This window comes from Hydrogenophaga crocea (assembly GCF_011388215.1).
GTDB lineage: Bacteria > Pseudomonadota > Gammaproteobacteria > Burkholderiales > Burkholderiaceae_C > Hydrogenophaga > Hydrogenophaga crocea.
Map to the genome: position 1 here is coordinate 3,965,491 of NZ_CP049989.1, position 14,815 is coordinate 3,980,305.

11 protein-coding genes and 1 tRNA gene are annotated in these 14,815 nt (G+C 70.3%); 10 read left to right on the forward strand and 2 right to left on the reverse strand.

The genetic code is table 11. The features are described from left to right. The first annotated feature begins 3 nt into the window (after window positions 1-3). The 8 genes from G9Q37_RS18850 (at window position 4) to gdhA (ending at window position 8,699) form a co-directional block, all read left to right on the forward strand. Window positions 4-1,029, forward strand: coding sequence for a M48 family metalloprotease (locus G9Q37_RS18850; RefSeq protein WP_166229690.1), 1,026 nt, complete (start codon window positions 4-6; stop codon window positions 1,027-1,029). Beyond that, window positions 1,026-2,369: a 16S rRNA (cytosine(967)-C(5))-methyltransferase RsmB gene (gene rsmB / locus G9Q37_RS18855; RefSeq protein ID WP_166229692.1), complete on the forward strand. Its 1,344-nt coding sequence runs from the start codon at window positions 1,026-1,028 to the stop codon at window positions 2,367-2,369. The genes G9Q37_RS18850 and rsmB overlap by 4 nt, the downstream gene beginning before the upstream one ends. A gap of 25 nt (window positions 2,370-2,394) precedes the next feature. Next, window positions 2,395-3,021, forward strand: a complete 627-nt coding sequence (locus G9Q37_RS18860; protein WP_240936432.1) for a DUF4390 domain-containing protein — start codon at window positions 2,395-2,397, stop codon at window positions 3,019-3,021. Continuing rightward, the gene (locus tag G9Q37_RS18865; protein WP_240936433.1) at window positions 3,018-5,261 is read left to right on the forward strand and encodes a sensor histidine kinase; all 2,244 of its coding nucleotides are present in this window, start codon (window positions 3,018-3,020) and stop codon (window positions 5,259-5,261) included. The genes G9Q37_RS18860 and G9Q37_RS18865 overlap by 4 nt, the downstream gene beginning before the upstream one ends. 27 nt (window positions 5,262-5,288) lie before the next feature. Next, the gene (locus tag G9Q37_RS18870) at window positions 5,289-6,032 is read left to right on the forward strand and encodes a response regulator (RefSeq protein ID WP_166229694.1); all 744 of its coding nucleotides are present in this window, start codon (window positions 5,289-5,291) and stop codon (window positions 6,030-6,032) included. Between the two features lie 38 nt (window positions 6,033-6,070). After that, window positions 6,071-6,146: transfer RNA gene (locus G9Q37_RS18875), tRNA-Phe, on the forward strand. A gap of 106 nt (window positions 6,147-6,252) precedes the next feature. Further along, window positions 6,253-7,299 carry an acyltransferase family protein gene (locus G9Q37_RS18880; protein WP_166229696.1) on the forward strand — a complete coding sequence of 349 codons (1,047 nt, stop codon included), beginning with the start codon at window positions 6,253-6,255 and terminating at the stop codon, window positions 7,297-7,299. 56 nt (window positions 7,300-7,355) lie between these two features. Further along, window positions 7,356-8,699, forward strand: a complete 1,344-nt coding sequence (gene gdhA, locus G9Q37_RS18885; protein ID WP_166229698.1) for an NADP-specific glutamate dehydrogenase — start codon at window positions 7,356-7,358, stop codon at window positions 8,697-8,699. Window positions 8,700-8,716: 17 nt separating this feature from the next. Here gdhA and G9Q37_RS18890 read toward each other — a convergent pair whose 3' ends face one another. Together G9Q37_RS18890 and G9Q37_RS18895 are read right to left on the reverse strand one after the other, a co-directional pair. Beyond that, a complete protein-coding gene (locus G9Q37_RS18890) occupies window positions 8,717-9,175 on the reverse strand; it encodes a hypothetical protein (protein ID WP_166229700.1) in 459 nt (152 codons plus the stop codon). Next, entirely contained in the window at window positions 9,172-11,235 is a 2,064-nt protein-coding gene (locus G9Q37_RS18895) for an ATP-dependent helicase (protein ID WP_166229702.1), read from the reverse strand. Before G9Q37_RS18895 ends, G9Q37_RS18890 begins: the two co-directional genes overlap by 4 nt. Window positions 11,236-11,335: 100 nt before the next feature. Here G9Q37_RS18895 and G9Q37_RS18900 point away from each other — a divergent pair, with 100 nt between their 5' ends. Together G9Q37_RS18900 and katG are read left to right on the forward strand one after the other, a co-directional pair. Next, window positions 11,336-12,298 carry an AEC family transporter gene (locus tag G9Q37_RS18900; RefSeq protein ID WP_166229704.1) on the forward strand — a complete coding sequence of 321 codons (963 nt, stop codon included), beginning with the start codon at window positions 11,336-11,338 and terminating at the stop codon, window positions 12,296-12,298. Between the two features lie 135 nt (window positions 12,299-12,433). Further along, a complete protein-coding gene (katG, locus tag G9Q37_RS18905; RefSeq protein WP_166229706.1) occupies window positions 12,434-14,593 on the forward strand; it encodes a catalase/peroxidase HPI in 2,160 nt (719 codons plus the stop codon). The last annotated feature ends 222 nt before the right edge of the window (window positions 14,594-14,815 follow it).

A 14,815-nucleotide genomic window follows, 5' to 3' on the forward strand; every position in this document is an offset into this window, starting at 1 on the left:
GCGATGCGTTTCTTCGAGTCCCAACGCGAGGCCCGCGCGCGCAGCCGGCGCCTGGTGCTGGCCTTCGGGCTCACGGTGCTGCTGCTGGTGCTCGCGGTCAACCTCGCGCTCGCGCTCGGCTGGTGGCTCAGCGGGGGCTTCTTCTTCTCCGGGCCGCTGCGGTTCCCGCGCCACTTCTGGGCCGTCAACACCGGCATGACGCTGTTCTTCGTGCTCGGGGGCTGGTGGCTCGAGACCTCGCAGCTGCAGCACCAGGGCGCGGTGCGGTTGGCCGAACGCATGGGCGCACGCGCGCTCAGGCCCTCGGGCGAGCCGGCCGAGCAGCGCTTTGCGAACATCGTGGACGAACTCGCCATCGCCTCGGGCCTGCCGCGGCCGCAGGCCATGGTGGTGGCGCGCGACGCCGCCATCAACGCCTTCGCCACCGGCTGGGACGCCGACGGTGCGGTCGTGGCCGTCACCCAGGGCGCACTCGACCAGCTCACGCGCGAAGAGTTGCAAGGCCTGGTGGCGCACGAGCTTGGCCACATCGGCGAGGGTGACACCCGGCTGAACCTGCGCCTCGCCGGCATGGTGTTCGGCCTCGAAATGGTCTACCGGCTCGGGCAGCGCCTGCTCGAACCGGACGAACGCGGCGGCCGCTTCCTGTGGGCCGTGATGGGTTTCTTCCTGATGGTCGCGGGCTGGCTCGGCTGGATCGCGGGCCATGCGCTGCAGGCCGCGGTGTCGCGCCAGCGCGAGTTCCTCGCCGACGCGCGCGCCGTGCAATGGACGCGCAGCCGCGACGGCCTGGGCGGGGTGCTGCGCAAGGTCATGACGCAGCAGCGCGAAGGCGTCGAAGCGCGCGCCATCGGCGCGCCGCTGCAGCACCTGCTGCTGGTCGGCAACGCCCCCGGCCGGCTCGACCGCTGGCTCGATTCGCACCCGCCGCTGGCCGAGCGCGTGCGCCGCATCTATGGCCGGCCCATGGGCCCGTTGCCGCTCGCGCGGCCCGAGCCCGTGGGCGATCCCACCGCCCACCCCGCATGAGCGCTCCGTCCGTTTCCCCCTCAGCCCCCACCCTGGGCCAGCAGCTCGCGCACACGGCCCGCGCCGTGCTCGCGGTGCGCCAGGGCCGCTCGCTCACCGACGCACTGGCCGATGTGCCCGCACCACTGCGCGCGGGCGTGCAGGCGCTGGCCTTTCACACGCTGCGCGAGCTCGGCACCTGCGAAGCCCTGGTCGCACAGCTCGCCGAGCGCGCGCCGCCACCGCCCCTGCGCGCGCTGATGTGCGCGGCGCTGGCGCTGCTGACCGCACCCGACGCGCCCGGCGCGCGCTACGCGGCGCACACCGTGGTCGACCAGGCGGTGCGCGCGGCGCAGCACGAGCCGCGCTGGCAGCGCCAGGCCGGCTTCCTCAACGCCTGCCTGCGCCGCTACCTGCGCGAAACCGAGGCCCTGCGCGCCGCGGTGGCGAGCGACCCGGTGGCGCAGTGGAACCACCCGCGCTGGTGGATCGAACGCGTGCAGCGCGACCACCCCGAGGCCTGGCGGGGCATCCTCACGGCCAACAACCACCCCGGGCCCATGACCCTGCGCGTGAACCGCCGCCGCACCACGCGCGAGGCGCTGGCGCAGGCGCTCGCGCAGCAGGGTGTGGCCAGCCGCGCGGTGGGCGACGACGGTCTGGAGCTTGCGCGGGCCCTGCCCGTGGAGCAGCTGCCCGGCTTCGCCGCCGGCGATTGCTCGGTGCAGGACGAGGCTGCCCAGCTCGCCGTCCCGCTGCTGCTGCAAGGCCTGCCCGCCGGGACGCGCCCGCGCGTGCTCGACGCCTGCGCCGCGCCCGGCGGCAAGACCGCGCACCTGCTCGAGCGCGCCGACGCCGATCTGCTCGCGCTCGACGTCGACCCGCAGCGCTGCCAGCGCATCACCGACAACCTGCAGCGCCTGGGCCTGCAGGCCGACGTGCGCTGCGCCGACGCCGCACAGCCGGCCACCTGGTGGGACGGCCGGCCCTTCGATGCCATCCTGCTCGACGCGCCGTGCACCGCCTCGGGCATCGTGCGCCGCCACCCCGACGTGCGCTGGCTGCGCCGCGACAGCGACGTGGCCGCGCTCGCGCGCACCCAGCGCGCGCTGCTCGACGCCCTCTGGCCGCTGCTGTGCGAAGGCGGTCGGCTGGTGTACGCCACCTGCTCGGTGTTCCGCGCCGAGGGCAGCGAGCAGCTGCAAGCGTTCCTTCAGCGCCACACCGACGCGCTTTCCGCCCCCGCCCCGGGCCACCTGTTGCCAGGGCTTCCCGATACGGTGGGGGAGTTCAACGACAATCGATCGCGTGGACCGGACGGCTTCTATTACGCCTGCATCGACAAGGCCCGCGCCCGCTGAACCCGGCCGAGCCGGCCGTGGCGGCGTGGTACGCACGCTGCATGCCGCGTGGCGCGCACTGGCGCTGGTCCTGCTGCTCGGCCTGCCACTGGCCTGGTCGCAGCCGCCCGAGGTCCGCCAGCTGTCGCTGCAGCGCACCCCCGAAGCCCTCTACCTCAACGCCCGGCTCGGCATCGCGCCGCACGGCGCGGTGCAGGATGCGCTGCTCAAGGGCGTGCCGCTGTACTTCGTGTGGGAGGCCACGGTGCTGCGCGAACGCTGGTACTGGACCGACCGCCGCGTCGCGGCGCAGCGCCGCGTGCTGCGCCTGGCCTACCAGCCGCTGACGCGGCTCTGGCGCGTGAGCCTGTCGACCGACAACGGCGGCGGCACCGGCGGCGCCGGCCTGCAGTACGCGCTGCACCAGAACCACGACACCCTGGAAGAGGCGCTGGCCGCGATCGGCCGCGCCTCGCGCTGGCGCCTGGCCGACGCCGGCCAGCTCGAACCCGGCGCCGAGCACCACGTGCAATTCGACTTCCGCCTCGACCTGACCCTGCTGCCGCGGCCGTTCCAGATCGGCCTGGGCTCGCAGGCCGAGTGGTCCATGCAGTTCAGCCAGGAACTGCAGGTGCCCAACGCGCCCACGGCCGAAACCGCGTCCGATTCGTGAACCCGCTGCACCCCCATTCCCCCAAGCCCGCGGCCCTGCGCTGGGCGGTGGTGGCCGGGCTGATCTTCATGACCGGCCTGGGCATGGTGCTGCTGTTCCTGCTCACGCTGGGCACGCGCAACAGCGCTTTCTACGAGCGCAACTTCGCGTTGCTGGTGTCCATCAACGTGGCCGCGGCCGTCGGCCTGGGCCTGGTGATCCTGTGGCTCGCGGTGCGGCTGTTCGTGCGCCTCAAGCGCGGCAAGTTCGGCAGCCGCCTGCTGGTCAAGCTCGCGGCCATCATCGGCCTGGTGGGGATCCTGCCGGGCCTGCTGATCTACACCGTGTCGTACCAGTTCGTGGCGCGCTCCATCGAGAGCTGGTTCGACGTGCGCGTGGAGAGCGCGCTGGCCGCGGGCCTGAACCTGGGGCGCACCACGCTCGACACCCTGGCCGCCGACGCCGCCAACAAGACCCGCGTGGCCGCCGACAGCCTGGCGCGCCAGAACAACAGCGGCGCCGTGCTCGCGCTCGACCGCGTGCGCGAGCAGCTCGGCGCCACCGATGTGGTGCTGTTCAGTGCCGCGGGCCAGCCCCTGGGCAGCGCCGGCAGTTCGCGCTTCGACATCGCGCCCGAGCGACCCTCGGCCGCCACCTTGCGCAACGTGCGCAGCAACCGCGTGCTGGCCCAGATCGAAGGGCTCGAAGACGCCGACGCGGGCGACCTGCAATCGGCCCTGGCCGCGAACCACGCGCGCGTGAAGGTGCTCGCGCTGGTCAATCCGCCCAGCTTCAGCTTCGACGCCGAGCCGCGCTTCCTGCAGGTGGTGGTGCCCTTGCCCTCGCCACTGATCATCGACGCGCTGGCCGTGCAGGCGGCCAACCGCGAGTACCAGGAACGCGCGCTGGCGCGCGAAGGCCTGCGCAGCATGTACATCGGCACGCTCACGCTCGCGCTGTGCCTGGCGGTGTTCGGCGCGGTGCTGCTCGCGGTGCTGCTGGGCAACCAGCTGATCCGCCCGCTCATCGTGCTGGCCGAGGGCATGCGCGAGGTGGCGGCGGGCAACCTCACGCCCAAGGCCGCGCTGCCCTCGCGCGACGAGCTCGCCGGTCTCACGCGCACCTTCGCCCACATGACGCAGGACCTGGCCGACGCGCGCGAGGCGGTGCAGCACAGCATGACCCAGGTCGACGCCGCGCGCGAAAACCTGCAGACCATTCTCGACAACCTCACCGCGGGCGTGGTGGTGTTCGACGAACAGGGCCGGCTGGTGAGCGCCAATCCCGGCGCCGCGCGCATCCTGCACGCCCCGCTCAACGTGCACCTGGGCGAGCCCATCACCGAGGTGCCCGGGCTCGAGGCCCTGGCCAGCGGCGTGTTGCAGCAGTTCGAGCGCTTCCTGGCCGAAGACACGCCGCACGAGGGTGGCTACTGGCTGCAGTCCTTCGAACTCAGCGCCGACAACCAGACCTCGTTCGACCAGACCATCACGCTGATCGCGCGCGGCGCACTGCTGCCGCACAACGAGCGCCTGCTGGTGTTCGACGACGTGACCGAGGTGGTGTCGGCGCAGCGCGCCAAGGCCTGGGGCGAGGTGGCCCGCCGGCTGGCGCACGAGATCAAGAACCCGCTCACGCCCATCCAGCTCTCGGCCGAGCGCCTGGCCATGAAGCTCGAAGGCAAGCTGCAGCCCACCGAGCAGGCCCTGCTGCAGAAATCGGTGCGCACCATTGGCGACCAGGTGGAGGCCATGAAGCGCCTGGTCAATGAGTTCCGCGACTACGCGCGCCTGCCCGCGGCGCAACTCACCCCGCTCGACCTCAACGCCGCGGTGCGCGACACCCTGGGCCTGTACGACCACGCGGCCGTGCCGGTGCGCTGCGAACTCGCCGACGACCTGCCCCTGGTGAAGGCCGATGCGCAGCAGCTGCGCCAGCTCATCCACAACCTGGTGCAGAACGCGCAGGACGCCATGGCCGGCCTGGCCGGGGCCGAGGTGCTGCTGCGCACCCGCCGCTCGGACAGCGGACAGTGGGTGCGGCTGGTGGTGATCGACAGCGGTCCGGGTTTTGCCGAGAACATCCTCAAGCGCGCCTTCGAGCCCTACGTGACCACCAAGGCCAAGGGCACGGGCCTGGGCCTGGCCGTGGTCAAGAAGATCATGGACGAACACGGCGGACGCGTGGACGTTGCCAACCGGATGACGGATGGACGCGTGATCGGCGCGCAAGTGTCGCTATCATTCGCAGTTGCAAATTGACAACAGGTCCCGAGGGAAAGCGCACGCATGGCAACGATTCTGGTGGTGGACGACGAACACGGCATCCGCGATCTGCTTTCCGAAATCCTCAACGATGAGGGCCATACCGTCGAACTGGCCGAGAACGCCGCGCAAGCGCGCAACATCCGCCAGCAATTGCGCCCCGACCTCGTGCTGCTCGACATCTGGATGCCCGACACCGACGGCGTCACGCTGCTCAAGGAGTGGTCGAGCACCGGCCTGCTGACCATGCCCGTGATCATGATGAGCGGCCACGCCACCATCGACACCGCCGTAGAAGCCACGCGCATCGGCGCCAGCGCCTTCCTCGAAAAGCCCATCACGCTGCAGAAGCTGCTCAAGGCCGTCGACCAGGGCCTGAACAAGGCCGTGCCGCCGCCCAAGGTGGCCGCCACGCCCTTGCTCGCGCCGCAGCGCCTGCCGGGCAGCGAGGTCACCGTGGAAGAGGCCATGACCATGACCCTGTCCGCGCACGCGGTCGGCCTCAATGGCGCAACGACCTTCAACGGCGCCGGCCTGGCCAACCTGCCGCTGGGCCCGCAACCGCAACAGACCTTCAACCTCGACAGCCCGCTGCGCGAAGCGCGCGACGAATTCGAGAAGGCCTATTTCGAGTACCACCTGGCCAAGGAGTCGGGCTCGATGACGCGGGTGGCCGAGAAGACCGGCCTCGAACGCACGCACCTCTACCGAAAGCTCAAGCAGCTCGGCGTCGACCTCGCGCGCGCCAAGCGCGGCCAGCTCGGCTGAGGCAGCTTCGCAAGCTGCTATACTCGCTGTCTTTCCAAGGCCCGGTAGCTCAGTTGGTAGAGCAGCGGATTGAAAATCCGCGTGTCGGTGGTTCGATTCCGCCCCAGGCCACCAGAATCCCCAGAACGCCCAGCCCATCGGTTGGGCGTTTTGTTTGGTGCCGCGGAAACGGGTGTGGACGCGGCGGCATCCCTCCTCCAGCTGTTCCTGTAGTCCTCGCATGGGTCGCTCGCTGTTGATCGACACGGTCAAGGCCGTGGCGTCGCAACTCATCGTGTTGCACCACCTCTCGCTGTACGCGCCCATGGCCGACTGGCTCGCGACGGCCTGGCCCGGCTTCATGGCCTTTCTCCACCAGGAGGGCCGGCTGGCCGTGCAGCCCTTCCTGGTGGTAGGCGGCTTCCTCACCGTGCACTCGCTGCACCAGCGCCACCTGCACTCGCCGCTGCCCCTGGTGTGGCAGCGCTACCTGCGCCTGCTGCCGCAGTTCCTCGTGGCCCTGGTGCTGGTGGTGCTGGCCACCTGGCTCATGGGCCAGGAGCTCGCGCACGAAGACTGGGTCTCGCCCCTGCCCACGGCGGGCGTGCTGATCGCCCATGTGCTGTTCCTGCAGGACGTGCTGGGCATTCCTTCGCTCACCGCTGGCGCCTGGTACCTCGCGATCGACCTGCAGTTGTTCGCGCTGTTCGCCGTGCTGGCCTGGTTCACCGCCCGCCTGGACGCGCCGCTGGCCAACCGCGTCGCGCCCGCGGTGGTGGCCGTGGCCACGGCCTTGTCGCTGCTGCTGTTCAGCCGCCGGCCCGCGCTCGACGAGTGGGCCATCTACCACCTCGCGGCTTACGGCCTCGGGGCGCTGGCCGCCTGGGCGCGCCTGCACCCGCCCGCGCGCGCCTGGTGGTGGGCCGCAATGGCCCTGGTGCTGGTCGACGCGAGCTGGGACCCGCGCCCGCGCCCCTTGCTGGCCATGGCCACGGCCCTGGCGCTGTTCGCGGGCTCGCACCTGCGCTGGACCGCCGTCTCGACGCCGTTGCGCCGCGCCATCGCCCACCTCAGCGACATGTCCTACAGCATCTTCGTCTGCCACTTCGCGGTCATCCTGCTCGTGAGCGGCCTGTGGAATCGCCTGGACCTGCACGGCGTGGGGCCGGCCCTGGCCTGGAGCGCGTTCGCCTGGGCCTTGTCCATCGGCGTCGGCGTGGCGGTGCAGCGGCTGTGCGATCGCTGGATGCTCAGGGGCCGGGCCCCGGCATTGGGCGCGGCCCGCTGAAGCGCGCGTGCAAAAATGGTGCGTTTTTCCTGTCAATGCACCATTTTGGAAATCTCTTGAAGTACGCGAGCGCCCACCAATTCCTGCAACACGTTGCCGCGCGCAACCCCGGCCAGCCCGAGTTCCTGCAAGCCGTCACCGAGGTGATGGAAAGCCTGTGGCCCTTCATCGAGCGCCACCCCAGGTACGCGGAGCACGGCCTGCTCGACCGCCTCGTGGAGCCCGAGCGGGTGGTGATGTTCCGCGTGTCCTGGGTCGACGACCACGGCGCCGTGCAGGTCAACCGCGGCTACCGCATCCAGCACAGCATGGCCATCGGCCCGTACAAAGGCGGCATCCGCTTCCACCCCTCGGTGAACCTGTCGGTGCTGAAGTTTCTGGCCTTCGAGCAGACTTTCAAGAATGCGCTCACCACCTTGCCCATGGGCGGCGGCAAAGGCGGCGCCGACTTCGATCCCAAGGGCCGCAGCCCCGGTGAGGTGATGCGCTTCTGCCAGGCCTTCGTGACCGAGCTGTTCCGCCACGTGGGCGCCGACACCGACGTTCCCGCGGGCGACATCGGCGTGGGTGGCCGCGAGGTGGGCTACATGGCCGGCATGACCAAGAAGCTCAGCAACCGCGCCGACTGCGTGTTCACCGGCAAGGGCCTGAGCTTCGGGGGCTCGCTGATCCGCCCCGAGGCCACGGGCTATGGCACGGTGTACTTCGCCGACGAGATGCTCAAGACCCGCGGCCTGTCGTTCCAGGGCCTGCGCGTGTCGGTGTCGGGCTCGGGCAATGTGGCGCAGTACGCGGTGGAAAAGGCCATGGCCCTGGGCGCCAAGGTGGTCACGGTGTCCGATTCGAGTGGCACGGTGGTCGACGAGCAGGGCTTTTCGCCCGAGAAGCTGGCCGTGCTCATGGACGTCAAGAACCACCACTTCGGCCGCGTGAGCGACTACGCCGCGCGCACCGGTGCGCACTTCGAGGCCGGCAAGCGTCCCTGGCACGTGCCGGTCGACGTGGCGCTGCCCTGCGCCACGCAGAACGAGCTCGACGCACAGGACGCTGCCCTGCTGATCCGCAACGGCGTGAAGTGCGTGGCCGAGGGCGCGAACATGCCTTCGACCATCGAGGCCGCCAAGGCCTTCGAGGACGCGGGCGTGCTGTTCGCGCCCGGCAAGGCCAGCAACGCGGGCGGTGTCGCCACCTCGGGCCTGGAGATGAGCCAGAACGCGCTGCGCCTGTCGTGGCCGCGCGAAGAGGTCGACGCCCGCCTGCTGCAGATCATGCAGGGCATCCACGCGGCCTGCGTGCGCCACGGCCGGCGCGCCGATGGCACGGTGAGTTACGTGGACGGCGCGAACATCGCGGGCTTCGTGAAGGTGGCCGACGCCATGCTCGCGCAGGGCGTGGTCTGAGGCCCGTCTGAGGCCGGTCAGCGCCAGCCCGACGCGCGTTCGAGCCGGAAGCGCAGGGCCGTGCCCTCGCCCCGGCCTTCGGCCGGCCGGCGCGTGCCGGTGATGCTGAGCCGGCCCGCGCAGTCCTGGGCCACGCCGTCCCAGACCGCGCTCATGGTCTTGCCGTCGTCGGATTCGTCGAGGTGGAACTCGCCCTCGGTGACGTCGCCCGACACCACGGCCGTCAGGTCGTTGCCCGCGCCGCTGCGGCGCAGCTCGCCGCGCACGCCCGCGGTGTATTCGGGGTGGCGCTCGAACAGCACGGCGCCGCGCGAGCTCGCCTGCGTTTCCTGAGCGCCTTCGGGCCACAGCGTGAGCGTCCACAGGCCGGCGAGCTGGGCCGGGGGCACGTGATCGGGCACGGTGCAGGCCGGGGCCTGCGCGCCGGCCCACAGCGGCCAGGCCAGTGCCAGCAGGGCGAGGGTGCGCCGCCTCATGCCTGCGCCTTCTGCGTGTCGCTCGCGGCCTTGGCGCGCTGCGCGAATTCCGCGCGCAAGGCCTTGAGCTTCTCGCGCGGGTCTTCCTTCACGGTCTCCTTGTCGAGCGCCATCTCGGCGATGAAGCGGCTCGCGGCGCCGGGCACGCTCTCGCGGCCCTTCTTGCGGCGCTTGAGCCAGCTCACCGCGAGCGTGCGCTGGGCGCGCGTGATGCCCACGTACATCAGCCGGCGCTCTTCCTGGATGCGCTGCTGCTGCACTTCGCCGGGCAGCTCGTCGTCGTCGACCTTGAACGGCAGCAGGCCTTCGTTGACCCCCACCAGCACCACGTGCGGCCACTCCAGGCCCTTGGACGCGTGCAGCGTGGACAGCGTGACCACGTTCTGGTCCTGCTCGCGCTCGGACAGCGTGGAAATCAGCGCGATGGTCTGCACCACCTCGAGCAGGGTCTTGCGCTCGGTTTCGGTGCTGGTGCCGGCCGCGTCCTCGATCTGCCCGCCGCAGCGGCCCGCGACCCAGTCGCAGAACTCCATCACGTTGGTCCAGCGCGCCGCGGCCACCTTCTCGTTGTCCTCGTTGTCGTAGAGGTGCTGCTCGTAGCCGATGTCCTTGAGCCATTCGTTGAGGAAGGCGCGCGCGGCCTCGTGGCCCACCGTGTGGCGGGCGCGGTACTCGAGCTCGTTCACCTGGCGGCCGAACTCGTGCAGCGCGCCGATGGCGCGGTTGGACACCGCACTGGGCAGCGAGTGCGAGAACAGCGCCTCGAACAGGCTGAGCTTGTACTGCGTGGCGAAGCCCCCGAGCTGCTGCAGCGTGGTGTGGCCGATGCCGCGCTTGGGCGTGGTGGCCGAGCGCAGGAAGGCCGGGTCGTCGTCGTTGTTGACCAGCAGCCGCAGCCAGGCGCAGAGGTCGCGGATCTCGGCCTTGTCGAAAAAGCTCTGGCCGCCCGACACCTTGTAGGGGATCTGCGCGCGGCGCAGCGATTGTTCGAAGGCGCGCGCCTGGTGGTTGGCGCGGTAGAGGATGGCGAAGTCGCGCCACTCCTTGTGCGCCGAGTTCGCGCGCAGGCTCTGGATGCGTGCCACCGCGCGCTCGGCCTCGTGCTCTTCGTTGTCGCAGTCCACCACGCGCACCGGCTCGCCTTCGCCGAGCTCGCTCCACAGCGTCTTGGGAAACAGCTTGGGGTTGGGGCCGATGACGTTGTTGGCCGCGCGCAGGATCGCGCTGGTGGAGCGGTAGTTCTGCTCGAGCTTGATGACCTTGAGCTGCGGGTAGTCCTGGGGCAGCCGCTTGAGGTTGTCGAGCGTGGCGCCGCGCCAGCCGTAGATCGACTGGTCGTCGTCGCCCACCGCGGTGAAGCGCGCGCGCTCGCCCACCAGCAGCTTGAGCAGTTCGTACTGCGTGGCGTTGGTGTCCTGGTATTCGTCGACCAGCACATGGCCCATCTTCTGCTGCCAGCGCTCGCGCACCGCGTCGTGCTCGCGCAGCAGCTTGAGCGGCAGCGCGATCAGGTCGTCGAAGTCCACCGCCTGGTAGGCCACCAGGCGCTCTTCGTAGCGCTGCATGATGAGCGCGGTGCTGCGCTCGGCCTCGTCGCGTGCCTGCGCGAGCGCGGCCGCGCCGTTGAGTCCCGCGCTCTTCCAGGCGCTGATGGTCCACTGCCACTGGCGCGCGGTGGCCGCGTCGGTGGTGCTGCCGCAGTCTTTGAGCAGGCTGGTGATGTCGTCGGTGTCGAGGATGCTGAACTGCGGCTTCAGGCCCAGGGCCGCGCCGTCCTCGCGCAGCAGCCGCACGCCCAGCGCGTGGAAGGTGCAGATCAGCACCTTGCGCGCGTCGCGACCCACCAGGTGGCCCGCGCGCTCGCGCATCTCGGCCGCCGCCTTGTTGGTGAAGGTGATGGCCGCGATGCGGTTGGCCTCGAGACCGGCCTGGATCAGGCGCGCGATCTTGTGCGTGATCACGCGCGTCTTGCCCGAGCCCGCGCCCGCCAGCACCAGGCAGGGGCCGCCCAGGTGGTTCACGGCTTCGAGCTGGGCGAGGTTCAGACCGGCGGACGACATGGAAGGCGGCGGGGCAAAGCCCGGGATCATAGCGAGCGGGTGTGTCGCCCAGGGCTCAGGCCGGCTGGTGCGGTGACCTCGGGCTGACACAATGCCGCCCGTGCTGCAGGTCCTGCTGGTTACCTTTCCGTTCTTCGCGCTCGTGCTCGCCGGTTACGTGGCGGCGCGCCGGCGCATGCTGCCGCTCGAGGCCATTCCCGGCCTCAACGGCTTCGTGCTGTTCTTCGCGCTGCCCTGCATGCTGTTCCGCATGGGCTCGACGACGCCGATCGCGCAACTGCTCGACGCGCGCGTGATCGCGGTCTACCTGCTGTGCGGTCTGCTCATCGTGGCCTTCACCATCGCCATCTCGCTCAACCGGCGCATCCGCTGGAACGACGCTTCGCTGGGCGCGCTGGTGGCGGCCTTCCCCAACTCGGGATTCATGGGCGTGCCCCTGATCGTGGCCTTGCTGGGCCCGGTCGCGGGCGGCACGGTGATCCTCACCATGGTGGTCGACATGGTGGTCACCACCTCGCTGTGCATCGCGCTCTCGCGCCTGGACGGCGCGGGTGGCGAAGGGCGCGCGGCCGTGTTCGCGGCCGGCCGCAAGGCCTTGCGCGGCGTGCTCACCAACCCCATGCCCTGGGCCATCACGCTCGGCGGCGTGGCCTCGGCCTGGGCATTCCGCCTGCCGGGGCCGGTCGAAAAAACGGTCTGGCTGCTCGCTGACGCGGCCTCGCCCGTGGCGCTGTTCACCATCGGCGCGGTGCTCGCGCGCGCGCAGATGACGGCCAACCACCCCATGCCCTTGTCCGACTACCTGCCGGTGTCGGTGATCAAGCTGGTGGTGCACCCGCTGCTGGTGCTGGTCGTGGGCCTGCTCGCGCAGCGGCTCGGCCTGGGCCTGTCCGAGACCGCGCTCACGGTGATGGTGCTCACGGCGGCCTTGCCCGCCGCGAGCAACGTGTCCTTGCTGGCCGAGCGCTTCGGCGCCGACAACGGGCGCATCGCGCGCATCATCCTGGTCACCACCGCGGCGGCCTTTCTCACGTTCTCGGCCGCCGTCACCTGGCTGACTTGAGCGTCTGCCCCGCTGTGGGGGCTGGTAAATAGCCACTGGCTATTGGTTTCATCCGGACAATTGGTTGGACTGCCGCGTTCCACCTCTCTACAGTCCGGTGTCTCCCCTCCCACACAGCCCCCGAAAGGAGACCCCATGTCAGAAGCCAAATGCCCTTTCCACGGCGCCGCCGGCAGCGGCACGCAGAACAAGGACTGGTGGCCCAACCAGTTGCGCCTCGATCTGCTGAGCCAGCACTCCGAAAAGTCCAACCCCCTGGGCAAGGCCTTCAACTACCGTGAGGCCTTCCAGTCGCTCGACTACGCGGCGCTCAAGGCCGACCTGAACAAACTCATGACCGATTCGCAGGACTGGTGGCCTGCCGACTTCGGCAACTACGCGGGCCTGATGATCCGCATGGCCTGGCACAGCGCCGGCACCTACCGCGTGGGCGACGGTCGCGGCGGCGCGGGCCGGGGCCAGCAGCGCTTCGCCCCGCTGAACTCGTGGCCCGACAACGTGAGCCTGGACAAGGCGCGCCGCCTGCTGTGGCCGATCAAGCAGAAATACGGCCAGAAGATCTCCTGGGCCGACCTCATGATCCTCGCCGGCAACGTGGCGCTGGAAAACGCGGGCTTTCGCACCTTCGGTTTCGCGGGCGGCCGCGAAGACGTGTGGGAACCCGACCAGGACGTGTACTGGGGCAAGGAAACCACCTGGCTGGCCGGCAGCAACACGCCCAACAGCCGCTACAGCGACAGCAAGCCGGGCGAGCGCACGCTCGAAAACCCGCTGGGCGCCGTGCAGATGGGCCTGATCTACGTGAACCCCGAAGGCCCCGACGCCAACGGCGATCCGCTCGCGGCGGCGCACGACATCCGCGAGACCTTCAAGCGCATGGCGATGGACGACGAGGAAACCGTGGCGTTGATCGCGGGCGGCCACACCCTGGGCAAGACCCACGGCGCCGGCCCGGCCAGCCACGTGGGCGCCGACCCCGAGGCCGCCACGCTCGAAGCGCAGGGCTTCGGCTGGACCAGCACCTACGGCTCCGGCAAGGGCAAGGACACCATCACCTCGGGCCTGGAAGTCACCTGGACCAGCACGCCGGCGCGCTGGAGCAACGACTTCTTCCAGTTCCTGTTCAAGTACGAATGGGTGCAGACCCGCTCGCCCGCGGGCGCCATCCAGTGGGAAGCGAAAGACGCCGAGGCCATCATCCCCGGCCCCACGCCCGACTCGCCCAAGCGCAAGCCCACGATGCTCACGACCGACCTGTCGCTGCGCTTCGACCCGGCCTACGAGAAGATCTCGCGCAAGTTCCTCAACGACCCGCAGGCCTTCGCCGACGCCTATGCCCGCGCGTGGTTCAAGCTGACCCACCGCGACCTGGGCCCGAAATCGCGCTACCTGGGCCCCGAGGTGCCGAAGGAAGACCTGATCTGGCAAGACCCGCTGCCCGCGCCGGTGCACCGGCCCACCGCGGCCGACATCGCCGACGCGAAAGCGAAGATCGCGGCCGCCGGCATCCCCGTGGCCGAGCTCGTGGCCACGGCCTGGGCCTCGGCCTCGACCTTCCGCGGTGGTGACAAACGCGGCGGCGCCAACGGCGCGCGCATCCGCCTCGCGCCGCAGAAGGACTGGGCCGTGAACCAGATCGCCGCCAAGGTGCTGCCCAAGCTCGAAGTGATCCAGAAGGCCAGCGGCAAGCTCTCGCTGGCCGACGTGATCGTGCTTGCGGGCGGTGTGGGCATCGAACTGGCGGCCAAGGCCGCGGGCCGCACGGTCGAGGTGCCCTTCGCCCCGGGCCGCGTCGATGCCACGGCCGATCAGACCGACGTCGAGTCGTTCCAGTACCTCGAGCCCTTCGCCGACGGCTTCCGCAACTACCAGAAGGCGAAGTCGGCGATCCCGGCCGAGCACCTGCTGGTCGACAAGGCGCAGCTGCTCACGCTGACCGCGCCCGAGATGACCGCGCTCGTGGGCGGCCTGCGCGTGCTGGGCGCCAACTTCGACGGTGGCCGCCACGGCGTGTTCACCGCCCAGCCGGGCCGGCTCACGAACGACTTCTTCGTGAACCTGCTCGACATGAGCACCGAGTGGAAGCCGGCCGGCGAGCTCTTCGAAGGCCGCGACCGCCAGAGCGGCGCGGTGAAGTGGACCGGCACCCGCGTCGACCTGGTGTTCGGCTCGAACTCGGTGCTGCGCGCGCTCGCCGAGGTGTACGCCAGCGCCGACGGCCAGGACAAGTTCGTGCAGGACTTCGTGGCCGCCTGGACCAAGGTCATGAACCTGGACCGCTTCGACCTCGCCTGAGCGCCGACCGGCTCCGGCTTTTGGAAACCCCGCGTGGCCCCGGCCCGCGGGGTTTCTGCTTTTGGCCTACCGGCGGTGGTCGGTGCCGTCACGAAAGGCTTAAGTTGTAACATGTAACTGTCGATGGAAAGACATTCGGGTGGATCCACCACCGCCAGGGAGAGAACATGATCGTTGCGCCTGAGCCTGCCGGCGAAGACCGTCGGCCCCGGGCGTTCGTGC